Origin of the sequence: Micromonospora sp. WMMD730, from assembly GCF_049178955.1 — a bacterium.
GTDB classification, from domain to species: Bacteria; Actinomycetota; Actinomycetes; order Mycobacteriales; family Micromonosporaceae; genus Micromonospora; species Micromonospora wenchangensis.
This window is the reverse complement of sequence record NZ_JBMHML010000002.1, coordinates 6567001-6592319: the sequence shown is the minus strand read 5'-3', so window position 1 is coordinate 6592319 and position 25319 is coordinate 6567001. Positions and strand designations below refer to the sequence as shown.

Here is a 25319-nt window from a genome sequence, read left to right as displayed (position 1 = left end):
CAATTCGGGTGCGCGGTGCCGCGCCCGGTTCTTCGCGCCTTTCGCACGCAGATTGTCGACGCGATTGTTTCTCGCGACCGACGCTATCGGCGTCTCTGCTCCGGTCTCGGTGGTGAGGGCACTCTGTCAAGGCTGATTGTCTGTGCCGTGGAATGCGTGGTGCGCGCCGTCCGAGGTGGTACGGCTTGTTGGTGGACCGGCCAACCTCGTCGGCAAGTCCACCTTCAGCGAGTGCCCCGGCGACCCCAGCTACCACTGCGGCGCCTACACCGCGTTCTACGAGACCACCTCGGAACCTGGTGTCGACGTACCCGCTGGCGCAGGCGGCCGTCGCGCACGCCGACCTGGAGGGGCGGCGGGCTCTGGGCAAGGTGGTGCTGACCGTCGACGGCTGAACCCCTCCCGTGGTTCCGGGCCGTCGCGGGCCTGCCTCCCGGCAGCGGTGGCCGATGAGCCGCATCGATGCCACGATATTTGTGGGAAATGCGCCCTGCTGTATTGGCCCGTGCGGGAAGTCTCGTACCGCTGACGCTCTGCCGCATCGACGAGCGTCCGCCGCGGTGCGACCGGCGGGTGTCGGACCCGAGCGAGGGGGCGGGCCCGACGGCTGTGGACACGGTCGGCTCACGGCCACCCGCCCCGGCGGGCCACCGGCAGCGCGCGGGGTCCCGGCGGACCTCCGCCGGGACCCCGACCCGACGCGCGGACGACGGCCGGCGGCACCCGCCACCGGCCGTCGGCACGCGATACCCGGACCGGCGCCGCTCAGCCGGGAAGCTGGTCGACCCGGGTGAGCACCTCGTCGATCAGGCCGTACTCCCGGGCCTGCTCGGCGGTGAACCACCGGTCCCGGTCCCAGTCGGCCTGGATCTCGTCGAGGGTGCGCCCGCTGTGCCGGGCGATCAGCTCCTGCATCGTCCGCTTCACGTGCAGCATGTTCTCCGCCTGGATGGTGATGTCGGCGGCGGTGCCGCCCATCCCCCCGGACGGCTGGTGCATCATGATCCGCGCGTGCGGCAGGGCGAACCGCTTCCCGGCGGCCCCCGCGCAGAGCAGGAACTGCCCCATCGAGCCGGCCAGCCCCAACGCCAGGGTGGCCACGTCGTTGCGGACGTACCGCATGGTGTCGTAGACGGCCATGCCGGCGCTGACCGAACCACCAGGCGAGTTGATGTAGAGGTAGATGTCCCGCTCGCTGTCCTCGGCGGCGAGCAGCAGGATCTGCGCGCAGATCTGGTTGGCCGAGGCGTCGGTGACCTCGGTGCCCAGGAAGATGATGCGTTCGCGCAGCAGCCGTTCGAAGACCTGGTCGCCGAAGGCCGGCTGCCCGCCGTCCAGCATGCGCACGTCGTACCCGATCATGGTGACCACCCTCCGCGTCGCCGGCGGGCGGGCGACCTCACCCCGCCCCGGGAACCGGCGGGTCCAGCCTGCGCCGCCGGGCGGTCACCGCCGCAGCCTTTCTGCCGCCGGCAGATCCGCCGTCGGCAGAATCCGGCCGGCCTACCCGACCCGCAGCCGCCGCCGGCCCGTCCGGGCCCACCGCCGCGCCGGCACCCTGGGGGTACGCGCAGCGGGGCGGGCGGCCGACGCCACGGCGACCACCCGGACGGCCGTGGCGACCCTCGTCACCGGGAACCCGGCACCCCCGACCCTCGACGACACGCCGCCGCCCGGAGGGCCGAACCCGACGATGGGCCGACCGACCGACAGGTGGGCGGCGGTGCCGTCGCGGCGGGCGGTCGGCACCCGGTCCAGCCGGGCCAGGCTGCCGCCCGGCGGCACGGGCACCCGACGCTCGACCCGGCGCAGCTCGTCACGGGCCTCTTCGAGCAGGTCGGACAGGTTGATCCCGAGCGCCCGGCAGATCGCCGCCAGCACCTCGGAGGAGGCTTCCTTGCGCCCGCGCTCGACCTCGGAGAGGTAGGGCAGGGACACCCCGGCCGCGGCGGCCACCTCGCGCAGGGTACGGCCCTGACGCAGTCGTACCCGGCGTAGCACGCCACCGATCACCCGACGCAGCAGCGACATGCGGGCCTCCTCGTGGCCGGTGTCCCGGGACCCTCCCATCATGCCGGTTTCCCGGGCCCGGCACCGCCCGCCGCGAGGGTGAGAGGGCGTTCACCACAGGTAGGGTCGGCGACCCGCCCGGTCGGTCCGCCTGTCAACCGCTATGTTGTGCTCGTGCAGGCGACCCGGGGAGAGCAGGACCGACGGTGATCCATTTCCCGGCGCAGCGGCGGGGTCCGCTCAGCGCGTTGAGTCTCCGCCTGGCCGCCGCCCTGGGCCTGGTCCTGCTCACCGTCGCCGTGGTCTATCTGGACCGTGGCGGCTACCGCGACGTGGACGAGAACGGGCTGACCCTGCTCGACTGCTTCTACTACGCGGTGGTCACCCTCTCCACCACCGGGTACGGCGACATCACCCCGTACGACCAGTCCGCCCGGTTGGTGAACGTCCTGTTCATCACCCCGGCCCGGGTGATCTTCCTGATCATCCTGGTCGGCACCACCCTGGAAGTCCTGACCGAGCAGTACCGGACCGGCCGTCGGCTGGGGCGGTGGAGGAGAACCGTGAAGGACCACGTCATCATCTGCGGCTACGGCACCAAGGGTCGCAGCGCGGTCTCCGCCCTGCTGGAGAACGGGTTGGACAAGTCCCGGATCGTGGTGGTGGAGCGCAACGGGACGGCGTTGCGGCAGGCCACCTCGGCCGGACTGGTCGCCATCGAGGGTTCCGCCACCCGCTCGTCGGTGCTGGAGGAGGCGCACGTCCGCAACGCCAAGGCGGTCATCATCGCCACCGACAGCGACGACGCCTCGGTGCTGGTGGCGCTGACCACCCGGCAGCTCACCGCCGGCCAGGTACGCATCATCGCCGCCGTACGGGAGGCCGAGAACGCCCCGCTGCTGCGGCAGAGCGGCGCGCACCACGTGATCGTGTCCTCGGCGACCGCGGGTCGGCTGCTCGGCCTCTCGACCTCCGCGCCGCCCCTGATCGACGTGGTGGAGGACCTGCTCACCCCCGGGCAGGGCATGGCGCTGGCGATGCGTTCCGCCGAGCGGCACGAGGTCGGCAAGTCCCCCCGCGAGTTGGAGTCCCTGGTCATCGCCCTGGTACGGCGGGGCAAGGTGGTCACCCTGGCGGACCGGGCCGGCGCGGTGATCGAGACCGGCGACATGCTGGTGCACGTCCGCGACGACCGCCCCACCGCCACCACCACCCCCTCCTGACCGGCCCGTACCGCCTTCCTGGGCCTGCACACCGCCCCCGGCGGTCCGCCGACGCCGACGTGGCCGTGCCCCGACCCCGGGGCACGGCCACGTCGCACTGCTCGGTCGACTAGCTGATGGTCCAGGTGTCGCCTGTGTGGAGGAGGGTGGTGAGTTGTTGTTCGGGGGTGTCGGTGGTGGTGTTTCGGGCGGTGGTGATTTGGTGTTGGACGAGGGTGTCGTAGGTGGGGCGTTGGGTTTGGCGGAGGACGCCGATGGGGGTGTTGCGGAGGTCGTGTTGGGGGAGGCGGGTCAGGGCGAAGGCGTAGGCGGGGTCGGTGATGGTGGTGTCGTGGATGACGATGTCTTCGGGTGGGGTGGTGGCGGTGTCGCGGATTTCGAGGCCGAAGCCGTGGGGTGGGTGTACGACGCAGTGTTGTTGGTTGTGGCCGAAGGTGATGGGTTGGCCGTGTTCGAGGCGGATCAAATAGTCGTCGCGGGTGTCGGGTTGTTTGAGTTGGTCGAAGGCGCCGTCGTTGAAGATGTTGCAGTTTTGGTAGATCTCGACGAAGGCGGTGCCGTGGTGTTCGGCGGCGGCGCGGAGGACGGTTTGGAGGTGTTTGCGGTCGGAGTCGATGGTGCGGGCGACGAAGGTGGCTTCGGCTCCGAGGGCGAGGGAGAGGGGGTTGAAGGGGGAGTCGGCGGATCCGGCGGGGGTGGATTTGGTGATTTTGCCGGTTTCGCTGGTGGGGGAGTACTGGCCTTTGGTGAGGCCGTAGATGCGGTTGTTGAACAGCAGGATCTTGAGGTTGACGTTGCGGCGTAGGGCGTGGATGAGGTGGTTGCCGCCGATGGACAGGGCGTCGCCGTCGCCGGTGACGACCCAGACGGACAGGTCGGGGCGGGTGACGGACAGTCCGGTGGCGATGGCGGGGGCGCGGCCGTGGATGGAGTGCATCCCGTAGGTGTTCATGTAGTAGGGGAAGCGGGATGAGCAGCCGATGCCGGAGATGAAGACGGTGTTGGCGCGGGGGATGTTCAACTCGGGCATGAATTGTTGGACGGCGGCGAGGATGGCGTAGTCGCCGCAGCCGGGGCACCAGCGGACTTCCTGGTCGGATTTGAAGTCTTTGGTGGTGAGTTTCACGGCGACGGGTTCAGGCATTCTTCACAACCTCTTCCAGCATCGTCTCCAGTTCGGCGGCGGTGAAGGGTAGGCCGCGGACCTGGTTGTAGGTGATCGCGTCGATCAGGTATCGGGCGCGGATGACCTGGGCGAGTTGGCCGAGGTTCATCTCGGGGATGACGACCCGGTCGTAGGCGGCGAGGATGTCGCCGAGGTTGCCGGGGAGGGGGTTGAGGTGGCGTAGGTGGGCCTGGGCGATGGGTTGGCCGCGGTGGCGCAGGGTGCGGCAGGCGGCGCCGATCGGGCCGTAGGTGGAGCCCCAGCCGAGGACGAGGGTCCGGGCGGTGCCGTCGGGGTCGTCGACGTCGAGGTCGGGCACGTCGATGGCCTCGATGCGGGCGGCGCGGGTGCGGACCATGTAGTCGTGGTTGGCCGGGTCGTAGGAGATGTCGCCGGTCTTGTCGGCTTTCTCCAGGCCACCGATGCGGTGTTCCAGGCCGGGGGTGCCCGGGACGGCCCAGGGGCGGGCCAGGGTGGCCGGGTCACGTAGGTAGGGCAGGAACGTGACGCCGTCGTCGCCGTTGGGGGCGGTGGTGAACTCGACGCGTAGGTCGGGCAGGGCGTCGACGTCGGGTAGCAGCCAGGGTTCGGAGCCGTTGGCGACGTAGTTGTCCGACAGCAGGATCACCGGGGTGCGGTAGGTCAGGGCGATACGGGCGGCTTCGAGTGCGGCGTGGAAACAGTCCGACGGTGACTTCGCGGCGATCACCGCGACGGGGGCTTCACCGTGACGGCCGTGCAACGCCATGTTCAGGTCGGCCTGTTCGGTTTTCGTGGGCAGACCCGTCGACGGGCCGGCGCGTTGCACGTCCACCACGACCAGCGGCAACTCCAGGGCCACGGCCAGGGAGATCGTCTCGGACTTCAGGGCGACACCCGGGCCGCTGGTCGTGGTCACTCCCAGGGCACCGCCGTAGGACGCGCCGAGCGCGGCGCCGACCGCGGCGATCTCGTCTTCGGCCTGCATGGTGACCACACCGAGCCGTTTGTGTTTCGACAACTCGTGCAGGATGTCCGACGCCGGGGTGATCGGATACGCGCCGAGGAACACCGGCAGACCCGACCGCACCCCCGCCGCGACCAACCCCAACGACAGGGCGGCGTTACCGGTGATGTTGCGGTAGGTGCCCGGCACCATCTTCGCGGGTTTCACCTCGTACCGCACCGAGAACGAATCGGTGGTCTCGCCGTAGTTCCAACCCGCCTTGAACGCCGCGATGTTCGCCGCGACCAGATCCGGCCGCTTGGCGAACTTCCGCTCCAGGAACCGCAACGTCGACTCGTACGGACGCGAGTACATCCACGACAACAAACCCAACGCGAACATGTTCTTCGCCCGCTCGGCGTCCTTCTTCGACACCGACAACTCCGCCAACGCCCCCACGGTCATCGACGTCAACGCCACCGGATGCACCACGAACCCATCCAGCGTGTCATCCTCCAACGGCGACACCGCATAGCCGACCTTCACCAGGTTCCGGCGGGTGAACTCGTCGGTGTTCACGATGATGTCCGCACCCCGACGCAGATCACCCAGATTCGCCTTCAACGCCGCCGGATTCATCGCCACCAACACATTCGGCGCGTCCCCCGGCGTCAGAATGTCATAATCGGCGAAATGCACCTGGAAACTCGACACCCCCGGCAAAGTTCCCGCAGGCGCCCGAATCTCCGCCGGGAAATTCGGCAACGTCGAAATATCATTACCCAACTGCGCCGTCTCCGAGGTGAACCTGTCCCCCGTCAACTGCATCCCGTCACCCGAGTCACCAGCAAACCGGATCACCACCCGGTCCAACTGACGGATCTGCTTGGTCACGCCTGCACCTCGCTTCGCTCGGCCCCGCCGCGCGTGCGGCTGCACATGATGGTGACCTCGCCTTGCCCGGCCACGCGACCTCCCTGATGCGCCGCTGCGCCCGGTCCGCCCGTGGCGGGCCGGACCGCTGTCATCTCTCGCCTCCGAGCCTACGTCCAGGGCTTAGGGCATCCTTGGTGGAGGTCCGACACCTGGGAACCAGGTCGGCGAAATCTGTACGGCTATGCGGCGATTTGCGGTGCACGCCGTAATCGATATCACCGCGACCCCCCGGACGGCCCCCTCCTGCCCCGACCCCCGGCCGGTCGGGTCGGCCGCCCCGTCGGCGGCAGGTCCCCCGCCACCTCGGCGGAGCGTCGGCGCAGCGCACCGGTCGCCAGCACGAGGGCCAGCACCACCAGCAGGACGGAGATCGTGATCAGCGCGAGCGCGGTCCGCTGGGCGGAGGACATCCCGCCCAGCGCGACCGTCCCGCCCTGCGCCGCGATCAACCCCTGCGAACCGGTCGGCGCGGGCGTGCCCACCGGCGGGGTGGTCAGCGCGGCGGCGGCGGTGATCCGGAAACTCATCTGGACCTGCCGGGCCGGCCCGCTCTCCGGGGTCAACCGGCCGGTCAGCGCCCCGGCCAGCGGGGCCTCGCGCTGGGCGTCCGGGGTGGCGGCGACCGTGAACCGCAGCGGCTGTGTCCGCCCCGCCGGCAGCACGCCGAGGTCGCAGCGGGTACGCGTCGGAGCCAGCGGCGCACAGCCGGCCGGCGGGTCCAGCACGCTGACCCCCTCCGGCAGCGCCACCTCGACCCGTCCGGCGGCCGGCACCCGGCCGGTGTTGCCCAGGTGGGCCGTCAGCACGGTGGGTCCGCCGCTGATGTCGAAGGCCACCTCGTCGGCGTCGAGGAATATCCCGGGCACCGGCGGGCCGGGCGGGAAGAGCACCGCGAACCCCTCGTCGTCCTGCGCGGTGCCGCCGTCCGGGGCGGTCGCGGTGACCCGTACCGCGCCGCTGAGGGGCATCTGCCGCCAGGCGGTGCCGCTGACCCGTACCCGGATCATGCTGTCGAACCGGTCGCCCGGCGCGGTGGCCCACTCGCCGCAGTGCCACCCGCCGTCGCCGCTGGCCGCGCAGCCCGGCGTCCCGGCGTCGGTGAGCCCGGCCGGCAACGTGTAGGCCAGCCGCAGCCGCGCCGGCACGGCCCCGGTGTTGGTGACGGTGACCCGCAGCGCGGTGACCGTGCTGCCGGCCGCCCAGTAACCGTCGTCGAGGGTCACGTCCCCGGTGCCCACCCGGACCTCGACCCGGTCGCCGCCCGGCAGGCCGGGACGGGTGGGTCGGCCGGGCAGCGGCGGCCGGGCGGGCGGCGCGGTGGTGGCCGTCGGCGGGGGTGCGGTGGTCGCCGGTGGGGTGCCGGTCGGTTCCGGGGCGGCGGTGGTCGGCTCCGGGTCCGGGGGCAGCGTCGGCGGCGCGCTGGTCGGGCCGGCCCCGGTCGCCGTCGGCTCGACCGGGGGCGTGGTCGAGTCGGTCGGGTCGCCGCCCGGGGTCCCGACGTCGGTCGGGTCGGTCACCGCCAGGGTCACGGTGGGTGGGGCCGCCAGGCCCGGTGTCACCCCGAGCGCGACCGCCAGCCCGGCCGCCAGGGTCGCCACGACCAGAGCGGGGGTACGCCGGGCGAGGGACCGTCGGACGGTACGCGCGTCCACGCCGGGCATCTGACCTCCGTGACCCTGGGTGAGAGTTCATTATTCGGCAACAGTTGCGGCGGGGCACTAGTACCGGCGGAAAATATTCGGTGACGGCCGGCCCGCCCTCGCCTCCTCCGGTGCGGCCCGCCGCCCGGTAGGCTGAGCCACCGTGACCGGTTACCTGGGCTCGTACGCGACGCTCGGGCTGCTGCTGCTCGCTGCCGTCCTCTTCTTCGTTACGGCGTTCTCGGCCAACCGGGTGTTACGTCCCGGCCGGCCGGCCGATCCGGTCGGCAAACGGACCGGCTACGAGTGCGGCCTCGACCCGGTCGGCGGCGACTGGGCGCAGATGCAGATCCGCTACTACGTGTACGCGTACCTCTACGTGCTCTTCGCCGTCGAGGCGGTCTTCCTCTTCCCCTGGGCGATGGTCTTCGACCGGCCCGGGTTCGGCGCGGTCACGGTCGCCGAGATGGGCGTCTTCGTGGCCGTGGTCGCGCTCGGCATCCTCTACGCCTGGCGCAAGCGCATCCTGCACTGGACCTGACCACCGTGCCGGCGGGGCCGGGCCGACCACCGCACCGGCCGGGCCTGACCACCGCAGCGGGTCGGGTCACCCGGTGACCGGTCTCAGGCCAGGCCGCGGCGGGTGAGCGTCGGCGGCCGGTCGCCCCGGATCGAGGCCACCATGTCCAGCACCCGCCGGGTGGGCAGCACCTGGTGGGCGCGGAACACCCGCGCGCCGAGCCAGGCCGACACCGCCGTCGCGGCCAGGGTGCCCTCCAACCGCTCCGGCACCGGCAGGTCCAGCGTCTCGCCGATGAAGTCCTTGTTCGACAACGCCACCAGCAGCGGCCAGCCGGTGCCGGCCAGCTCGGCCAACCGGCGGGTGATCTCCAACGAGTGCCTGGTGTTCTTGCCGAAGTCGTGCGCCGGGTCGATCAGGATGCCGTCGGGGCGTACCCCCAGGGACACCGCGCGCCCGGCGAGCCCGGTCACCGTCGCGACCACGTCGGCGACCACGTCGGTGAAGGCGGCCCGGTGCGGCCGGGTCCGGGGCGTCAGCCCACCGGCGTGGGAACAGACCAGCCCCACGCCGGTCTCGGCGGCCACCCGGGCGAGCGCCGGATCGGCCCCGGACCAGGTGTCGTTGAGCAGGTCGGCGCCGGCCGCCACCGCCTCCACCGCCACCTCGGCCCGCCAGGTGTCGATCGAGATGACCACCTCGGGGAACGCGGCCCGGACGGCGGCGATCGTGTCCACCGTCCGGCGGATCTCCTCGGCCACGTCGACCTCGTCGCCCGGCCCGGCCTTCACCCCGCCGATGTCGATGATCTCCGCGCCCTCGGTGACCGCCCGCTCCACCGCGCGCAGGGCGCTGTCCTGGGCGAAGGTGGCGCCCCGGTCGAAGAACGAATCCGGCGTCCGGTTGACGATCGCCATCACCACCGGCTCGCCCGGGGCGAAGGTCCGCCCCCCGAGTCGCAGCGCCCCGGCCAATTCCGCCTCCCGCAGGTCACCGGCCGGACGACCCGGCCGACGCCGACGCTATCCGGTCGCCCGACCCGCCCCCGGGGCGGTACGACCCCGACGACCCGGCCCGTCGCCGGGCCGTCCCGGCCGAAAGATCGGTGACGATGATGGTGGTTGGGGTCGCTCCGGAGGGTGTCCCCGTGCCACGATCTCTGCATGGGTCAGACTCTGCTCATTCTGGTCGTCGCGTTGACCGTGGCGGCGGTCGTGTTCGGCGTGACGGTGCTGATCTCGGGTCGGGACGGCCTCGCGCCCGCCGAGCCCGACGGCAGAGCCGTCCCGCTGCCGGGCGGCCGCCCGCTGCGGGAGTCCGACGTCGGCGCGCTGCGCTTCGACACCGCCCTGCGCGGCTACCGGATGGACCAGGTCGACCAGGCGATGCGCCGGGCCGGCTACGACATCGGGTACAAGACCGAGCTGATCGGGGTGTTGGAGGCCGAGATCGTCGCGCTGCGGGAGGGCCGTACCGCCGACGCCGACGCGCTGCGCCGCACCCGGGAGGAGGCCGCGAGCACCGCGTCCGACGCCTCCCCGACGCCCGCCGACGTGCCCGCCGACCCGGACGGGCCGACCACCGGGGCTGCGCCGACGGAGCCGGCGACCGCCGGTGTCCACCCGACCGCCGACGCCGACGCCGACCCGTCGGCTGACGCCACCGACGAGGTCACCCCGACCGACGACCGTCCCGGGGACGACCGGTCGGGGGAGCCGGCCGGGAAGACCGACGCCGACCGTCCCGGCGGCGCGGCGGTCCGCTCGGAGCCGGTGTGACCGGACCGGACCCGGCGGGCGGCGGGTTGGCCGACGAGGCGGCCCAGCCCGGAGCCGGCGAGTTCACCGCCACGGTGATCGTCAACGCCCCCGCCGAGCGGGTCTTCGCCGCGCTGACCGACTGGGAGGGGCAGTCCGACTGGATCCCGCTGACCCGGGTCCGGGTGGTCGAGGGCGACGGCGGCGAGGGCAGCCTCGTCGAGGCGGTCACCGCGCTCGGCCCGGCGGCGCTGCGCGACGAGATGCGGGTGGTCCGGGTCGACGCCCCCTACGAGGTGGGCGTGGTGCACTGCGGCAAGCTCCTGCGCGGCCCGGGGGTGCTGCGCTGCACCCCGCTGGCCGACGACCGCACCCAGGTGGTCTGGCACGAGTGGTTCCACCTGCCCGGCGGCGCGGCCGGCCGGGTCGCCTGGCCGCTGCTCTGGCCGGGCTCCAAGGCCAGCCTGACGCTGGCCCTGAAACGCTTCGCCCGGCTGGTCGAGTCCGGCCGGCTGCCCCGCCCGTCCACCCGCTGACGCTGCGGAGCGGGATCGGCCGGGCCGCACCACCCCGGCCCCGACGCCGCGTGTCAGGGCCCTGGCCTAGCGTGTGACGGGTGACTGACCTGGTGACCGGCCCCGACGGCCTGCCCCGCTGTGCCTGGGGGGCGAGCACTCCGGACTACGCGATCTACCACGACACCGAGTGGGGCCGCCCGCTGCGCGGCGACGACGCCCTCTACGAACGGCTCACCCTGGAGGCGTTCCAGTCCGGGCTGTCCTGGCTGACCATCCTGCGCAAACGCGAGGCGTTCCGGCTCGCCTTCGCCGGCTTCCGGATCGAGCGGGTCGCCGCCTTCGGCGACGCCGACGTCACCCGGCTGCTCGCCGACGCGGGCATCGTCCGCAACCGCGCCAAGATCGAGGCGGCGATCGCCAACGCCCGTGCCGCGCTGACCCTGCCCGACGGGCTCTCCGCGCTGCTCTGGTCGTACGCGCCACCGCCCCGGCCGGCCCGGCTCGGGTCGTTCGCCGAGGTGCCGGCGTCGACGCCGGAGTCCGTCGCGCTGGCCAAGGCACTCAAGAAACAGGGCTTCCGCTTCGTCGGCCCCACCACGGCGTACGCGCTGATGCAGGCCACCGGCATGGTCGACGACCATCTCGCGGGCTGCCACGCCGGCACCGCCGTGGCCCGTGATCAGATGGGGGCATGACAGTGACCGACCACCGCAGCACCGGCCCGACGGACGTCGACGGCGGGCCGGACGGCGACGCCTGGGCGGTGCTGCTCCCGGCCGGGCGGCACGACGCCGAGCGCCTCGTCCACCACGAGACCCTGGAGCTGGCCGTCCCGGCCGGTGGGCCCGCCCCGCGTCCCGGTGACCGGGTGGCGGTGCTGGCCGACGGGCCGCCCCGGCTGGTGGCGCTGGGCCGGGTGGCCCGCCACGACGGGCGGGCGCTGCTGGTGACCTACACCCGACGGTCGTTCGACGCGCCGGTGCCGGCCGGGCAGGTGGCCGTCGCCGGCCCGGTCACCCCGCTCGAACCGGGCACCTACCGGGAGCTGGTCGACCGGCTCGGCCCGCCGCCGTCGCGCCGGACCTGGCTGGTCAGCCTCGACCTGCCGATCGAGGCCGAGTCGCGGGCCGAGGCGGTCCGGCTCTTCTGGTCGTATGTGCAGGAGCTGGGCCCGGCCGAGCTGCCCGCGTTCGTCTCGCCCAGCGGCGACGAGCTGGCCATGCAGGCGTTCGTGCTGGGCGTCGAGGCTAACCAGGACCCGGAGGAGGACGACTAGCCGCCCACCCACCGGGTATGGCGCACCGGTGCCGACGCCCGGTCGGCCGGTCGAGGGAGGGCCGATGCGGTTCCAGGACAAGGTCGCATTCGTCACCGGTGGTGCCTCCGGGCTCGGCGAGGCCACCGCCCGGCGGTTCGCCGCCGAGGGGGCCCGGGTGGTGGTCGCCGACATCAACACCGAGGGTGCCGAGCGGCTCGCCGCCGACCTGCCCGACGCCCTCGCGGTCACCGTCGACACCGGTGACGCCGACGCGGTGGAGCAGGGCGTCGCCGACGCGGTGCGGCGCTACGGCCGGATCGACCTGATCTTCAACAACGCCGGCATCGACGGCCGGCAGCAGCCCCTGCACGAGATGGACGTGGAGAACTGGCAGAAGGTCCGGCGGATCAACGGCGACGGCGTGTTCCACGTGCTCAAGTACGGCATCGAGGCGATGCTGCGCGGCGGCGGGGGCGCGATCGTCAACACCTCGTCCACCACCGGCCTGGCGGCACAGGAGAACATCTCCCCGTACACCTTCACCAAGGCCGGCATCGTCGGGCTGACCCGCTCGGCGGCGGTGGAGTACGCGGCCCGCAACATCCGGGTCAACGCGGTCGCCCCCACGGTGGTGATGACCCCGTTGGTGCAGCACTTCATCGACAGCGCGCCGGACCCGGCGGAGATGCGGGCCCGGATGGAGTCGTTCAACCCGAAACCCGGCATCCCCAGCCCGGACGACGTGGCCGGCGTGGTGCTCTTCCTCTGCTCCGACGACGCGGCCTGGATCACCGGCCACACGGTGCCCATCGACGGCGGGTACGTGGCCCGCTGACGGCCGGCATGTCCCCGTGCGCCCGGCCGGGCGGCTCAGTTGCCCTGGAAGACCGGCTTCTGCTTGTTGACGAAGGCGATGGTGGCGGCCCGGTGGTCGGCGGTGCCCCCGCAGATCGACTGGGCCTGCGCCTCGGCGGCGAGGGCGTCGGCGAGGGTGCCCGCGTCGGCGATGGAGAGCTGCCGCTTGATCGCCCCGTACGCGACGGTCGGGCCGGCGGCGAGCCGGGCGGCCAGCTCGTGCGCGGTGGGCAGCACCTGCTCGTCGTCGTCGACCAGCCGGGTGAGCAGGCCCAACCGGCACGCCTCGTCGGCGGAGACCGGCTCGGCGAGCATCAGCAGCTCGACGGCCTTGGCGTGGCCGACCAGCCGGGGCAGCGTCCAGGACGCCCCGGTGTCGGCGGCCAGGCCCACCCCGGCGAACGCCATCAGGAACTTCGTCTTCGGCCCGCCGATGCGGAAGTCGGCCAGGAACGCCAGCGAGGCGCCCGCCCCGGCGGCCATGCCCCGGACGGCGGCGACCACCGGCTTGGGCAGGTTGGCCAGCCGGGCGGCGATCGGGTTGTAGTGCGCCCGGACGGTGTCCAGCGGGTCGCGGCCCGGCGACTCCAGGATCTGCACGTGCTCGCGCAGGTCCTGCCCGGCGCTGAACGAGCCGCCCGACCCGGCCAGCACCACCGCCCGGCAGGACCGGTCGGTCTCCAGCGCGGCCAGCGCGTCCCGCAGCGCCTCCTTGAGCGCCACGTCGAGGGCGTTCATCGCGGTGGGGCGGTTCATGGTCAGGGTGACCACGCCATCGGTGCGGTCGACGAGCAGCGGCTCGGTCACGTCTCTAACGGCCCTTCTGTCGGGGGACCCGGTTGCCGGCGTCGAGGCACTGCTCGACGTACCGGTCGGCGGCCGGCCGGAGCCGGGCGGCGTGCCGGTCGAAGAAGCTGGCGGCGGCGGTGCCGGGCCAGCGTTCGGGTAGCAGTGCCGGAGGGAGTTGAGGGTCCTGGAACAGGAAGGTACGCCACGCGTGCACCAGCCGGAACCGGGCCGCGTACGCCTCCTCGTCACCACTGCGTACGGTCACCCCGGCGAGTTGGGCGCGCTGCTCGGCGACGAACCGTTCGTAGGCGTGCCCGATCTCGCCGAGGTCCCAGGCGCGACGGACCACGCCCATCGCCCCGGGGGTGCCGGCGGCGTGCGCGGCGGTGAACCGCTCGTAGCGCACCCCGGCCTCCTCCAGCAGCAGGTCGACGTCCTCGCTGGCCCGGGTCGCCACCCAGGTGTGCTCGTCGAGGGTGCCGTAGCCGAGGAAGCTGAGGTTGGCGGCGAGCCGCTGCCGGTCGCGCCGGGCGGTCGGGGTGGACAGGACGAGCAGGTCGAACCGCCCGTCCCAGGTGATCCGGCCGGTGCGGTAGATCCGGGCGGCGGCCTCGTCGAGCCGACGGACCGCCTTCGGTGTGATCGAATACCCCGGGCCGGAGGCGAGCCGCAGGGGCTCCAGCCAGCCCTGGCGCACCATCCGGGACACGGCGGTCCGGACGGCCGGCGGGGCGACGCCGAGCGGGGCCAGCAACTTCACCAGGGCGGCGACCGGTGCGCGCCCACCCCGCGTGCGGAGATGGTCGCCGTACAGGTCGAAGAGTGCCGACCGTGCCTGCATGACCGCACATTGTGACAGGCCTTCTCAAGATAAGCTAGATGCTGTTACATCAATGCTGCTCCGGTTTGGGTCCGGCGGTGTTCATCAGGGAAAATCGTGGTCGACGCCCCCGCGTACCTTGCGGGTGGTCGACACGAAGTGGCTGTGGGGCAGTACACCGACCCTGATGTATAGGTCTGAGGGGAGACAACATGGCGGCGATGAAGCCGCGGACGGGCGACGGTCCGCTGGAAGTCACCAAGGAGGGTCGGGGCATCGTCATGCGGGTCCCGCTGGAGGGCGGTGGCCGGCTCGTCGTCGAGATGACTCCCGACGAGGCCAACGCACTCGGTGACGCGCTGAAGGCGGCTGCCGGCTGATCGGCCGACGCTCCGCGCGGTGCCGCGCGGAAGGTCCCTGGTCCCTGAGTCACCGGCACCGCCGGTGACTCAGGGACTTCGTCTGTCCCCAGCGGGTCGTCGAGGTCCCGCACCGCCAACTTCTCCGGAGGTACGGTCCAGCGTGCTCGCCATCAGTCTCGCCGCCACCCCCGACGGGTCGGACGTCCTCGTCCTGCCCGTCCGCGCCGCCACCGACCCGGACGACGCCGCGCCGGCGCTGGTCGCCACCGCGTCGCCACCCACCGACGAGGTGCGGGCGCAGGCGCGGGAGCTGCTGCCGGTGACCCGGCTGACCGGGCGGGCGGGCGAGACACTGACCCAGCTCCGCCCCGGTGGTTCCCCGGCCCGGCTGCTGCTGCTCGGTGTGGGCGACGGCGGGGAACGGGCCTGGCGGACGGCCGGGGCCGCCCTGGCCCGTGCCGCCGTAGCTGAGACACATGTCACGTTGGCGGTGCCGGTCGACGCGTCCGCCGAGGTCGTCCGGGCCGTCGTCGAGGGGCTGCTGCTCGCCTCGTACCGGTTCCGGTTGACCGGGGCGGGGACGACGCCCGCGCTGACCGCGGTGACCCTGCTGACCACCACGCCGGACGCGTACGCCGGGGCCGTCGAGACGGCCCGGACCACCGCCGCGATGACCCGCCTCGCCCGGGACCTGACCAACACCCCCTCGGCGGTGAAGACCCCGCAGTGGTTCGCCGCCCAGGTCGCCGACGCCGCCGCCGACCACCCCGACCTGCACCTGCGGGTACGCGGGCCGCAGGAGCTGGCGGACGAGGGCTTCGGGGGCATCCTCGCCGTCGGTGCCGGCTCGGCCAGCGGCCCCCGGCTGGTCGAGCTGGACTGGCGGCCCGCCGACGCCCGGCAGCACGTCGTCCTGGTCGGCAAGGGGATCACCTTCGACACCGGTGGCATCTCGATCAAGCCGGTGCCGGCGATGAAGCTGATGCGCAAGGACATGGCCGGCGCGGCGGCGGTGGTCGCGGCCACCCTGGGCGCTGCGGCGCTGCGGCTGCCCGTCCGGGTCACCGCCCTGACCCCGCTGGCCGAGAACATGGTCAGCGGGTCGGCGTTCCGCCCCGGCGACGTCATCCGGCACTACGACGGGACGACGAGCGAGAGCACCAACTCCGACGCCGAGGGGCGGCTGGTGCTCGCCGACGCGCTCGGTTACGCGGCCCGGGAACTCCGTCCCGACCTGCTGATCGACCTGGCCACCCTGACCGGCGCGAACGCGGTGGCGCTGGGCAAGCGGACCGGCGCGCTGTACAGCGACAACGACGAGTTGGCCGCCGCCGTGCTGGCCGCCGTCGCCGACGCGGGCGAGGCGGCCTGGCGGATGCCGCTGCCCGCCGACTACCTCGAACACCTCGGCAGCGACCTGGCCGACCGGCACAGTTCCCCGGACCGGGGGGCCGGCTCGGTGATGGCCGCGCTCTACCTGCGCGAGTTCACCGGCGAGCTGCGGGACCGCTGGCTGCACATCGACATGTCCGCGCCGTCCTGGGCCGACGGCGACGACGCCGAGCTGACCCGGGGCGCGACCGGCTGGGGCGTGCGGGGCCTGCTGCGCTGGCTGGCGACGCTGGACTGAGCGGCCGCCCGGCCGGGTGCCCGCGCCCTGCGTCCCGACGCGGTCTGCACCCGGCCGTGGCCGGTTTCCGGCCGCCGGTCAGCGCCCGGTCGTGGTCAGCACTTGACCGCGGCCAGCAGGCCGTGACCGACCGGGAGCAGGGCCGGAATCCACTGCTCGGCCTCCCGGATCGCCTTGACCGTCTCCCGCATGGTCACCGTCTCGGCGTCCCGGGCGGCCGGGTCACCGATCCGGCCGCCGGCGAAGCCGCCGTTGAGGGCGAGCACCCCACCGGGGCGCAGCAGCCGCAGAGCGGCGTCGACGTACGCGGCCGAGCCGGTCGTCTCACCGTCGACGAAGATCAGGTCGTACGCGCCGTCGGCGAGCCGGGGCAGCACGTCCAGCGCCCGGCCGGTGATGATCCGGGTACGGCCGGACGGGAAGCCCGCCTCGACGAAGATCCGCCGGGCGATCCGCTGGTGCTCGACCTCGACGTCGATGGTGGTGAGCACCCCGTCGGCGCGCATGCCGCGCAGCAGCCACACCCCGCTGACCCCGGTGCCGGTGCCGATCTCCACCACCGCGCGGGCGTTGCCGGCGGCGGCGAGCAGGCGCAGCGCCGCCCCGGCACCGGGGGTGACCGCGTCGAGGCCGACCTCCCGGGCGAGGCTGCGGGCGGTGGCCAGGACGATGTCCTCGCCGACGTACGACTCGGCGAACTGCAACGACTGCGCCGTCGGGCTGCCGGAACTGGCGACCGTGGCGATGGGACACCTCCGGGCGGTGGCGATGGTTGTGCGGAGCGGGTGGGCGCTATGAGCCTAGAGGCGAGGCTCCTTCGGCCGCGAGTCCACCCGTGACGGCCCGGGTGGCGCGGCGGCGCTGGCGTGTGGACGGGGTAGGCGCACCGGTCCGGGTGGCGCGGGGCCGGGCGGTGCGCGGGTGCGGGCGGACAAGAGCTGACTCCGCCCGGCGCATCCGTGCAATCCTGGACGGGGTGCCCCCTGCGCCGTGACCGCCACCCCCGGTCGTGGTCCGGGGCACCGGGGGACGACTGGGAGGCACCGACGTGACCGACGGCTGGGAGTGGCGAGCGCCCGGCGGGACTCCGGGTTCGGCGGGACCGCCGCCCGGTCCGCCGCAGACGGCCCCGACGACGCCGTACGGCGGGTCGGCTGCACCGTACGGCGGGTCGACGTCGCCGTGGTGGTCGGACGCGCTCGCCGACCCCTGGCGGGACCCGTACGCCCCGGCGGCGGTCGTGCTGCCGAGCGTGCCGGCCACCGGTGCCGCGCCGGAGCCGGTCACCGACCCGGACGCGCCTGGCCGGCCACGGCTGCGCCAACTGCTGCTCGTCCCGCTGATCGTCGCGTTGCTCGCCGGCACCCTGGGCGGTGCCCTCGGGTACGCCTTCGCGGTGCGTGGCGGTGTCGGCGGCGGGGTCACCCTGGGGGCCGGCCCGGCCGAGGGGCCCGCGCTGGCCCAGCGTCGCCCGGACTCGCTGGCCGGGGTCGCCGGCCGGGTCCTGCCCAGCGTGGTGACGATCCGGGTGGCCGGTCCGGCCGGCACCAGCGAGGGGTCCGGGTTCGTCGTCAGCACCGACGGCTACGTGGTCACCAACGACCACGTGGTCGCCGACGGCACCGGCCGGGCGTCGGTGACCTTCAACGACGGCAGCACTTCTGCGGCGACGGTGGTCGGGCAGGACCCGGAGTCGGACATCGCGGTGATCAAGGTGAACCGTACGGGGTTGCGGCCGATCGAGTTCGGTGACTCCGACGCGCTCGCGGTGGGGGACCCGGTGCTGGCCATCGGTTCGCCGCTGTCCCTGGCGAACACGGTCACCGCCGGCATCATCAGCGCGCTGGACCGCACCATGCAGGCGGGGGAGCCGGGCGGGCCGGTCCGCTACTACGCGGCGATCCAGACCGACGCGGCGGTCAACCACGGCAACTCCGGTGGCCCGCTGGTCGACTCGGCCGGTCGGGTGATCGGGGTGAACTCGACGATCAAGTCGCTGGTGGCGGAGGGGCAGGAGGCGGGGAACATCGGGCTCGCCTTCGCCATTCCGATCAACCAGGCGAAACGGATCACCCAGGACATCATCGGCACGGGCAAGGCCCGACGTACCGTGATCGGGGCCCAGGTCGCCGGGACCGGTACGGCCACCCGGGCCGGCGTGGGGGTGCGCCTGGCGGCCGTGGAACCGGCCGGTCCGGCCGCCGGGGCGGGGTTGAAGGCCGGGGACGTCGTGCTCCGGCTCAACGGCCGGCCGATGAACGAGCCGACCGACCTGATCGCCCTGGTCCGCAAGTTCGCCCCCGGGTCGGTGGTGACGGTGGAGTACCGGCGCGGGTCGACCCGGCAGAACGCCTCGGTGACGCTCGCCGCGGACGCCAAGTGAGGGCCGTTCACCCCCTCCCGGACCGGGCCCTGACGTGCGTACGCTGGGGTCGACGTGACGAGGAGGCCCTGCGGTGCTCGACAACCTGAACTGGTGGGAGATCGGCGTCCTGCTGCTCCTGGCACTGCTGATCTTCGGGGACCGGCTGCCCAACGTCATCAGCGACGGCCTGCGGCTGGTGCGCAACCTGCGCGCGATGGCCCGCAACGCCACCGGTGACCTGAGCCGTGAGCTGGGCACCGACATCCAGCTGGAGGACCTTCACCCGAAGGCGTTCATCCGCAAGCACCTGCTCAGCGAGGAAGACGAGCAGGCGATCCGCAAGCCCCTGCAGAGCGTCTACGACGACCTGCGGGCGGACGTCACCGGGGTGCACGAGGAACTCAAGGGTGTCGCCGACCGGATCGACCCGAGGGCGGCCGCCCGCAAGGGCACCGCGACGAGCACCGCCTCCGCGCCCGCCCCGGCCCCCCGCCCCAGCTACGACGACGCCACCTGACCCCGCGTCCGGTCTGGACCACCGCCGGGCGGGCTGCCGCAATGGAGCGCCAAATGCGGTATCCCCTGCCGGGGATACCGCATCATCGGCTCACGTGAGTGAATCAGGCCCGTGGCGCGGGCCCGGACGAGTGAATCAGGTCCGTGGCGCGGGGCCGGTGGTCAGCGTCCGGCGGGCTTGAGGCCCAGCGACTTGCCGAGCAGCGACTCGCGGCGTACCGCCAGCCGGTCGGCCACCTGGTGCAGCGCCTTCGCGGCGGGCGCGTCCGGCGCGGACAGCACGATCGGGGTGCCGGCGTCGCCGCCCTCCCGGACCCGGCTGTCCATCGGGATCTGCCCCAGCAACGGCACCTGCGCGCCGATCGTCCGGCTCAGCGAATCGGCCACCTCCTGGCCGCCACCGGCACCGAAGACCTCCATCCGGGACCCGTCGGGCAGCTCCAGCCAGGACATGTTCTCGATGACGCCGACGATCCGCTGGTGGGTCTGCAACGAGATCGCGCCGGCCCGCTCGGCGACCTCGGCCGCCGCGGCCTGCGGGGTGGTGATCACCAGGATCTCGGCGTTGGGCAGCAGCTGGGCGACCGAGATGGCGATGTCACCGGTGCCCGGGGGCAGGTCGAGCAGGAGGACGTCCAGCTCACCCCAGTAGACGTCGCCGAGGAACTGCTGCAACGCCCGGTGCAGCATCGGGCCGCGCCACACCACCGCCGCGTTGCCCGGGGTGAACATGCCGATCGAGATGACCTTCACGCCGTTCGCCTGCGGCGGCATGATCATGTCTTCGACCCGGGTCGGCTTGCCCTCCGCGCCGAGCATCCGGGGCACCGAGTGGCCGTAGATGTCGGCGTCGACCACGCCGACGGACAGGCCCCGGGCGGCCAGCGCGGCGGCCAGGTTGACCGTGACGCTGGACTTGCCGACACCGCCCTTGCCGCTGGCCACCGCGTAGACCCGGGTACGGGAGCCCGGCTGGGCGAACGGGATCACCGGCTCGTCGGTGGCGGCCCCGCCACGCAGCTTGCCCTGCAGCTCCTGCCGCTGCTCCGGGCTCATCACCCCGAACTCGATCTCCACGCCGCTCACCCCGGGCACCGCGCCGACGGCGGCGGTGATGTCCCCGCGCAGCTTGTCCTTCAGCGGGCAGCCGGCCACGGTGAGCAGCAGCCCGACCCGGACCACGCCGTCCTCGCCGATCTCGGCGGAGCGGACCATGCCGAGGTCGGTGATGGGCCGACGGATCTCCGGGTCGTTGACGGTGGCCAGCGCGGCCTGGATCGCGTCGGAGAGGGTGCTGACAGGAGCTGACATGCGGGCAATGCTACGTCGGGCGGCCGGGGCGTCCGCCAACAGCGGGGCCGGGTGTGAGCGAATCGATCGACCGGCCGGGGCCGCCCCGCCCTACCGGACAAAGCCGGACGATCAGGTGGTTCACCCCGGCCCGCTCAGCTCTCCGGGCGGTGACCGTCGCGGACGTAGTCGCCGTCCAGATCGTCGCGCGGCTCGTCGAGCGGTGGTTCGCCCCCGGAACGGCCCTCACCCCGCCCGACTGGTCGCTCCGGCTGCCGCAACTCCCGCTTCTGCCGCCGCTGCGCCGCCGCGTCCAGCTCCTCGGCCAGCCGGGCCAGCTCCGAGCGGAGGAAGTCCCGGGTCGCCACCTCGCCCAGGGCGATCCGCAGCGCGGCCACCTCCCGGGCCAGGTACTCGGTGTCCGCCTTCTGCATGGTCGCCCGGCGACGGTCCTCCTCCAGCGCCACCCGGTCCCGGTCGGTCTGCCGGTTCTGCGCGAGCAGGATCAGCGGGGCCGCGTACGACGCCTGCAGCGACAGCACCAGGGTCAGGAACGTGAACGTGTACGGGTCGAAGCGCAGGTCCGCCGGGGCCAGGGTGTTCCAGCCGAACCACAGCGCGATCACCACCGTCATGTAGACGATGAAGTTCGCCGTGCCCATGCCCCGGGCGATCCCCTCCGACCAGCGGCCGAACGCCTCCGGGTCGAACCGGGGCAGCTTGACGCCCCGGGGCTCACGCGGCTGGTCCAACCGCTCGGTCCGCCGCTGGTCAGCCATCGGAGTCACCGCCTACCGGCGTGGTGTCCGGCTCCGCCTCGTCCGCGCCCGGGGTGGACACGGCGTCGCGGTCCCGCCAGTCCCGGGGCAGCGAGTGGTCGAGCACGTCGTCGACGGTGACCGCGCCGACCAGCCGGTTGTTCCGGTCGACCACCGGCATCGCCACCAGGTCGTAGGTGGCCATCCGGCGGGTTATCTCCGGCAGCGGGGTGGTCGGCCGCAGCGGGTCGATGTCGTTGATCACCACCCCGCCGAGCAGGTCGGCCGGGGGTTCGCGCAGCAGCCGCTGGAAGTGCACGATGCCCAGGTAGCGGCCGGTCGGGGTGGTCATCGGGGCACGGGTCACGAAGACCTGCGCGGCGATCGCCGGGGAGAGCTGCTCCTCCCTGATCCGGGCCAGCGCCTCGGCGACCGTGGCGTCCGGCGGCAGGATCACCGGTTCGGAGGTCATCACGCTGCCCGCCGTACCGGAGGTGTACTTGAGCAGCTGACGGACCGGGTCGGCCTCGTCCGGCTCCATCAGGTCCAGCAGCACGTCCTGCTCCGGCGGGGGCAGCTCGTTGAGCAGGTCGGCGGCGTCGTCCGGGTCCATCTCCTCCAGCACGTCGGCGGCCCGTTCCCGGTCCAGCGCGGCGAGGATCTCCACCTGGTCGCGTTCGGGCAGCTCGCCGAGCACGTCGGCGAGACGTTCGTCGTCGAGGGCCGCCGCGACCTCGTTGCGTCGCGCGTCGGGCAGATCCTGCAGCGCGTTGGCCAGATCGGCGGGGCGCATGTCCTCCAGCACGGCCAGCAGGTTGGCCGTACCCCGGTTGTCGGCGAGGCCGCTCAGTCCGCGTACCCGGTCCCAGTCCACCTGGTGCAGGTGCCCACGGCGGGTCAACCGGCTGGTCTGCTCGCGGACGGCGACCCGGGACAGCGACCACTCGCCGCCCCGGCTGCACTCCATCGCCACGTCCACCACCGCGCCGGGCTGGCCGCCCGGGTCGAGCTGCACCCGCCGGTCCAGCAGCTCCTGCAGGACGAGCAGCTCGTTGGGGCGTTTGGAGAAGCGGCGCAGGTTGAGGGTGCCGCTGCCGAGGACCACCGCGTCGGCGTCGATGGAGGTGATCCGGTTGATGGACAGGAAGATCCGGCGGCGCATCGGCATCTCGGCCACCAGACCCACCACCTCGGGCGGACGCTGGGTCGGCCGGATCCGGGCGACCGCGTCGCGGACCCGCCCCACCTGGTCGCCGTTCGGGTCGAAGACGGCGACTCCGGCGAGTCGAGCGATGTAGACCCGGTTCGGCGTGCTCACGGCCACCAGCCTAAGCGCCTAGTGTTTATCACCATGTCGACCCTGGCCTACGAGATCGTGGACGTCTTCACCGACCGCCCGTTCGCCGGCAACCCCCTGGCCGTGGTGTTCGGCGCCGAAGCGCTGGCCACCGAGCAGATGCAGGTGCTGGCGATGGAGTTCAACCTGTCGGAGACGGTGTTCGTGCTGCCGCCGACCCAGGTGGGCGCGACCTACCGGGCCCGGATCTTCACCCCGACCGGGGAGCTGCCCTTCGCCGGCCACCCCAGCGTCGGCGCGGCGGTGACCGCCAGCCGCCGGGGCCTGTTCCCCGCCGGGTCGGTCAGCCAGGAGTGCCACGCCGGCGTGCTGCCGATCGAGGTGACCGCGACCGGTGCCACCCTGACCGGCGGCACCCCCACCCTCGGGCCGGAACTCGACCCGGAACCGCTGCTGGAGATGGCCGGGCTCACCGCGGCCGACCACGCCGGCCCGGCCCCCCGGGTGGCCGGCTGCGGGCTGGAGTTCCCCTACCTGCCGGTGCACCCCGACGCGGTGGCCCGTGCCCGGGTCAACACGGCCGCCGCGCAGCGGTACGGGGTGGAGCACGTCAGCGTCTTCTCCTGGGACGCCGACACGCGTACCGCCCACGCCCGGGTCTTCGTGCCGGGGCTCGGGGTGCCCGAGGACCCGGCCACCGGCTCGGCCGCCCTGGGGCTGGGCGTGTGGCTGGTCGCCAGCGGCCTGCTGCCCGGCGTCGGCCGCAGCGGGTACGCCGTACGCCAGGGCGTGGAGATGGGCCGCCCGTCCGCCCTGGCCTGCACGGTGACCGCCGAGGACGGGACGGTGGTCGGCACGACGGTGACCGGTCAGGTGATGCCGGTCGCCCGGGGCGAGATCCTCGTCCCGCCGTTCGTCGGGTGACCGGGCCACCGCCGTCACCGTCCGGGCCGGTGGTGACGGTCGGGTGCCGACCGGGTGGTAGCTGCGAGAGGATGCGGGTGTGACGGACGAGGTGGACGCCTCCCGGTCGACGCCACTGGTCGACGAGGCGATCAAGAAGGCCGCCGTGGCCTGGGTGGGGGTCGGCGACGGACCGGCGGTCGCGCTGTGGTGCGTACCGCTGGAGGGGTCGTTGTTCGTGGTCAGCGGGCCGGGGGAGCAGACCGCGCCGGGGCTGGCCGACGCCGCCACCGCCCGGGTGACCCTGCGCGGCGACCACGGCGGGCGCATCGTGACCTGGCCGGCGCGGGTGACCCGGCTGGCCCCGGGCAGCCCGGAGTGGGAGACCTCCGCACCGCTGGTGGCGGCGAAGCGGCTCAACGCCTCCGGTCCGACCGCCGACCTGGTGGCCCGCTGGGTGGCCGACGGCTGCGCGCTGACCCGGCTCGTCCCGGACGGCACGCCGGACGCCGGGGACGCCCTGCCGGACACCTCGCTGGCCGCCGAACCCCGGGGCGCGGCCGTGGTCCGGGCCACCCGCAAGCCGTTCCGCCTGCACCGGGTGCGCCGCCGCTGACCCACCGGCCGTCGCCGCCGGGCACCACTGACCAGCGCCCCGCCGTCATGCCGGGTCACCGCCGGGCAGCGCCGACCCGCCGCCCGGCGTCCACCTGAGCGCCGCCGTCCGTGTGAGGATGACCCACCGTGTCCTCCGCCGCACCGCCGCCGCGTCCGCCCGTCGACCCGCTCACCGTCGGCATCCTCGTGCTCGCCGTCGCGTCGGTCTCGTCGTCGGCCCCGCTGATCGCCTTCGCGGCGGCACCGGCGCTGGCCGTGGCGTGCTGGCGGAACCTGCTCGCGGTCACCGTGCTCGCCCCGTTCACGCTGGCCCGCCGCCGGGCCGAACTGCGTGCCCTGACCGTGGGGGCGGGCCGCCGCGAGGGCTGGTACTGCGTGCTGTCCGGGGTGGCGCTGGCCGCGCACTTCGCCACCTGGATGCCGAGCGCCCAGCTCACCTCGGTCGCGGCGGCCACCGCGCTGGGCGCCACCCAACCGGTCTGGCAGGGGCTGATCGCCCGCTGGCAGGGCCGGCGGTTGTCGTACCCCGTCTGGGTCGGCATCGGGGTGGCGGTGACCGGCGCGGTGCTGGCGACCGGCGCGGACGTCGGCGTCTCCGGCCGCGCCCTCGCCGGTGACCTGCTCGCGGTCGTCGGCGGGATGTTCGCCGCCGTCTACACCGCGTTCGGTGAACGCGCCCGAGCCACCATCAGCACCGCCACCTACACCACCATCTGCTACGGGGTGTGCGCGGCGATCCTGCTGGTCGGCTGCCTGGTCGGCGGGGTACGGCTGCACGGCTACGCCACCAGCACCTGGGTGGCGATCGTCGGGCTGGCGGTGGGCGCCCAACTGCTCGGCCACTCGATGTTCAACCACGCGCTGCGCCGGGTGTCGGCGACCACGATCAGCGTGCTGATCCTGCTGGAGGCCCCCGGGGCCGCGCTGATCGCCTGGGCCTGGCTGGGGCAGCTACCCCGCCCGTACGCATTGCCCGGGTTGGCGCTGCTGCTCGCCGGGGTGGTCGTGGTGGTGCTCGGCGGCGCCCGTACGGGCCGGCGTGCCACCCCGGCGGCGCTGCCCGCCGACGCCGCCCCACCGGCACCCTGACCGCCTACCCGGCCCGGGTGCCCGCCGCAGATCCGTTCGTCGCGATTCCGCCCGAACGGCGGGCACGGGACCCGT

At 73.4% G+C, this 25319-nt stretch carries 27 protein-coding genes; 15 read left to right on the top strand and 12 right to left on the bottom strand.

Annotated features, from left to right (window positions below):
* The first annotated feature begins 299 nt into the window (after positions 1–299).
* Positions 300–395: a zinc-binding dehydrogenase gene (locus ACN265_RS28060; RefSeq protein ID WP_377681880.1), complete on the top strand. Its 96-nt coding sequence runs from the start codon at positions 300–302 to the stop codon at positions 393–395.
* 370 nt (positions 396–765) lie between these two features.
* On the opposite strand, the gene ACN265_RS28055 is transcribed toward ACN265_RS28060, so the two are convergent.
* Positions 766–1362 (bottom strand): ATP-dependent Clp protease proteolytic subunit, encoded by a 597-nt coding sequence (locus tag ACN265_RS28055; RefSeq protein ID WP_204928582.1) that lies wholly within the window; start codon positions 1360–1362, stop codon positions 766–768.
* Between the two features lie 141 nt (positions 1363–1503).
* On the bottom strand, positions 1504–2031 hold the full coding sequence (locus ACN265_RS28050; protein WP_421410587.1) for a helix-turn-helix domain-containing protein: 528 nt from the start codon (positions 2029–2031) through the stop codon (positions 1504–1506).
* A 185-nt stretch (positions 2032–2216) separates the two neighbouring features.
* On the opposite strand from ACN265_RS28050, the gene ACN265_RS28045 reads away from it, so the two are divergent.
* Entirely contained in the window at positions 2217–3233 is a 1017-nt protein-coding gene (locus ACN265_RS28045; protein WP_357933894.1) for a potassium channel family protein, read from the top strand.
* A 109-nt stretch (positions 3234–3342) separates the two neighbouring features.
* Here the strand turns inward: ACN265_RS28045 and ACN265_RS28040 are convergent, their stop codons facing one another.
* The 3 genes from ACN265_RS28040 to ACN265_RS28030 all read right to left on the bottom strand — a co-directional run bounded on the left by ACN265_RS28040 (position 3343) and on the right by ACN265_RS28030 (position 7920).
* Positions 3343–4377, bottom strand: a complete 1035-nt coding sequence (locus ACN265_RS28040) for a 2-oxoacid:ferredoxin oxidoreductase subunit beta (RefSeq protein WP_421410586.1) — start codon at positions 4375–4377, stop codon at positions 3343–3345.
* On the bottom strand, positions 4370–6217 hold the full coding sequence (locus tag ACN265_RS28035; RefSeq protein ID WP_421410585.1) for a 2-oxoacid:acceptor oxidoreductase subunit alpha: 1848 nt from the start codon (positions 6215–6217) through the stop codon (positions 4370–4372). The genes ACN265_RS28040 and ACN265_RS28035 overlap by 8 nt, the downstream gene beginning before the upstream one ends.
* A 257-nt stretch (positions 6218–6474) precedes the next feature.
* Positions 6475–7920, bottom strand: a complete 1446-nt coding sequence (locus tag ACN265_RS28030; RefSeq protein ID WP_421410584.1) for a hypothetical protein — start codon at positions 7918–7920, stop codon at positions 6475–6477.
* Between the two features lie 142 nt (positions 7921–8062).
* Here ACN265_RS28030 and ndhC point away from each other — a divergent pair, with 142 nt between their 5' ends.
* Positions 8063–8440 carry an NADH-quinone oxidoreductase subunit A gene (gene ndhC / locus ACN265_RS28025; RefSeq protein WP_145917741.1) on the top strand — a complete coding sequence of 126 codons (378 nt, stop codon included), beginning with the start codon at positions 8063–8065 and terminating at the stop codon, positions 8438–8440.
* An 83-nt stretch (positions 8441–8523) separates the two neighbouring features.
* Here ndhC and folP read toward each other — a convergent pair whose 3' ends face one another.
* Positions 8524–9393, bottom strand: coding sequence for a dihydropteroate synthase (gene folP, locus ACN265_RS28020; RefSeq protein ID WP_420116758.1), 870 nt, complete (start codon positions 9391–9393; stop codon positions 8524–8526).
* 189 nt (positions 9394–9582) lie between these two features.
* Between folP and ACN265_RS28015 the strand changes: the two genes are divergently transcribed.
* From ACN265_RS28015 to ACN265_RS27995, 5 genes are all read left to right on the top strand, one after another.
* Positions 9583–10197: a DivIVA domain-containing protein gene (locus tag ACN265_RS28015; RefSeq protein WP_421410583.1), complete on the top strand. Its 615-nt coding sequence runs from the start codon at positions 9583–9585 to the stop codon at positions 10195–10197.
* The gene (locus ACN265_RS28010) at positions 10194–10712 is read left to right on the top strand and encodes an SRPBCC family protein (protein ID WP_204927349.1); all 519 of its coding nucleotides are present in this window, start codon (positions 10194–10196) and stop codon (positions 10710–10712) included. Before ACN265_RS28015 ends, ACN265_RS28010 begins: the two co-directional genes overlap by 4 nt.
* Positions 10713–10792: 80 nt before the next feature.
* Positions 10793–11389 carry a DNA-3-methyladenine glycosylase I gene (locus ACN265_RS28005; protein WP_204927350.1) on the top strand — a complete coding sequence of 199 codons (597 nt, stop codon included), beginning with the start codon at positions 10793–10795 and terminating at the stop codon, positions 11387–11389.
* Positions 11386–11970, top strand: a complete 585-nt coding sequence (locus ACN265_RS28000) for a hypothetical protein (protein WP_357928909.1) — start codon at positions 11386–11388, stop codon at positions 11968–11970. The genes ACN265_RS28005 and ACN265_RS28000 overlap by 4 nt, the downstream gene beginning before the upstream one ends.
* A 64-nt stretch (positions 11971–12034) precedes the next feature.
* Positions 12035–12787, top strand: a complete 753-nt coding sequence (locus ACN265_RS27995) for an SDR family NAD(P)-dependent oxidoreductase (protein WP_357928912.1) — start codon at positions 12035–12037, stop codon at positions 12785–12787.
* 35 nt (positions 12788–12822) lie between these two features.
* Here the strand turns inward: ACN265_RS27995 and ACN265_RS27990 are convergent, their stop codons facing one another.
* Together ACN265_RS27990 and ACN265_RS27985 are read right to left on the bottom strand one after the other, a co-directional pair.
* The gene (locus ACN265_RS27990; RefSeq protein ID WP_204927353.1) at positions 12823–13614 is read right to left on the bottom strand and encodes an enoyl-CoA hydratase/isomerase family protein; all 792 of its coding nucleotides are present in this window, start codon (positions 13612–13614) and stop codon (positions 12823–12825) included.
* 4 nt (positions 13615–13618) lie between these two features.
* Positions 13619–14437, bottom strand: a complete 819-nt coding sequence (locus ACN265_RS27985) for a PaaX family transcriptional regulator C-terminal domain-containing protein (RefSeq protein ID WP_088647021.1) — start codon at positions 14435–14437, stop codon at positions 13619–13621.
* A gap of 191 nt (positions 14438–14628) precedes the next feature.
* Here ACN265_RS27985 and ACN265_RS27980 point away from each other — a divergent pair, with 191 nt between their 5' ends.
* Both ACN265_RS27980 and ACN265_RS27975 read left to right on the top strand, forming a co-directional pair.
* Entirely contained in the window at positions 14629–14796 is a 168-nt protein-coding gene (locus ACN265_RS27980) for a DUF3117 domain-containing protein (protein ID WP_007455245.1), read from the top strand.
* A gap of 142 nt (positions 14797–14938) precedes the next feature.
* Positions 14939–16408, top strand: a complete 1470-nt coding sequence (locus ACN265_RS27975; RefSeq protein WP_421410582.1) for a leucyl aminopeptidase family protein — start codon at positions 14939–14941, stop codon at positions 16406–16408.
* 95 nt (positions 16409–16503) lie between these two features.
* Here the strand turns inward: ACN265_RS27975 and ACN265_RS27970 are convergent, their stop codons facing one another.
* On the bottom strand, positions 16504–17112 hold the full coding sequence (locus tag ACN265_RS27970; protein WP_204927355.1) for an O-methyltransferase: 609 nt from the start codon (positions 17110–17112) through the stop codon (positions 16504–16506).
* A 329-nt stretch (positions 17113–17441) separates the two neighbouring features.
* Here ACN265_RS27970 and ACN265_RS27965 point away from each other — a divergent pair, with 329 nt between their 5' ends.
* A complete protein-coding gene (locus ACN265_RS27965) occupies positions 17442–18791 on the top strand; it encodes a S1C family serine protease (RefSeq protein WP_421411669.1) in 1350 nt (449 codons plus the stop codon).
* A 73-nt stretch (positions 18792–18864) separates the two neighbouring features.
* Complete coding sequence (locus tag ACN265_RS27960; RefSeq protein WP_204927356.1) at positions 18865–19290, top strand: preprotein translocase subunit TatB; 426 nt, start codon at positions 18865–18867, stop codon at positions 19288–19290.
* A 161-nt stretch (positions 19291–19451) separates the two neighbouring features.
* Here ACN265_RS27960 and ACN265_RS27955 read toward each other — a convergent pair whose 3' ends face one another.
* The 3 genes from ACN265_RS27955 to ACN265_RS27945 form a co-directional block, all read right to left on the bottom strand.
* A complete protein-coding gene (locus ACN265_RS27955) occupies positions 19452–20600 on the bottom strand; it encodes an Mrp/NBP35 family ATP-binding protein (RefSeq protein ID WP_204927357.1) in 1149 nt (382 codons plus the stop codon).
* 134 nt (positions 20601–20734) lie between these two features.
* Complete coding sequence (locus ACN265_RS27950) at positions 20735–21358, bottom strand: DUF1003 domain-containing protein (protein ID WP_204927358.1); 624 nt, start codon at positions 21356–21358, stop codon at positions 20735–20737.
* The gene (locus ACN265_RS27945) at positions 21351–22655 is read right to left on the bottom strand and encodes a magnesium transporter MgtE N-terminal domain-containing protein (protein WP_204927359.1); all 1305 of its coding nucleotides are present in this window, start codon (positions 22653–22655) and stop codon (positions 21351–21353) included. The genes ACN265_RS27950 and ACN265_RS27945 overlap by 8 nt, the downstream gene beginning before the upstream one ends.
* 33 nt (positions 22656–22688) lie before the next feature.
* Here ACN265_RS27945 and ACN265_RS27940 point away from each other — a divergent pair, with 33 nt between their 5' ends.
* The 3 genes from ACN265_RS27940 (at position 22689) to ACN265_RS27930 (ending at position 25244) form a co-directional block, all read left to right on the top strand.
* On the top strand, positions 22689–23558 hold the full coding sequence (locus tag ACN265_RS27940) for a PhzF family phenazine biosynthesis protein (RefSeq protein WP_421410581.1): 870 nt from the start codon (positions 22689–22691) through the stop codon (positions 23556–23558).
* Positions 23559–23619: 61 nt separating this feature from the next.
* Positions 23620–24153: a hypothetical protein gene (locus ACN265_RS27935; protein WP_421411667.1), complete on the top strand. Its 534-nt coding sequence runs from the start codon at positions 23620–23622 to the stop codon at positions 24151–24153.
* Between the two features lie 128 nt (positions 24154–24281).
* On the top strand, positions 24282–25244 hold the full coding sequence (locus ACN265_RS27930; RefSeq protein WP_204927362.1) for a DMT family transporter: 963 nt from the start codon (positions 24282–24284) through the stop codon (positions 25242–25244).
* Positions 25245–25319: the final 75 nt, after the last annotated feature.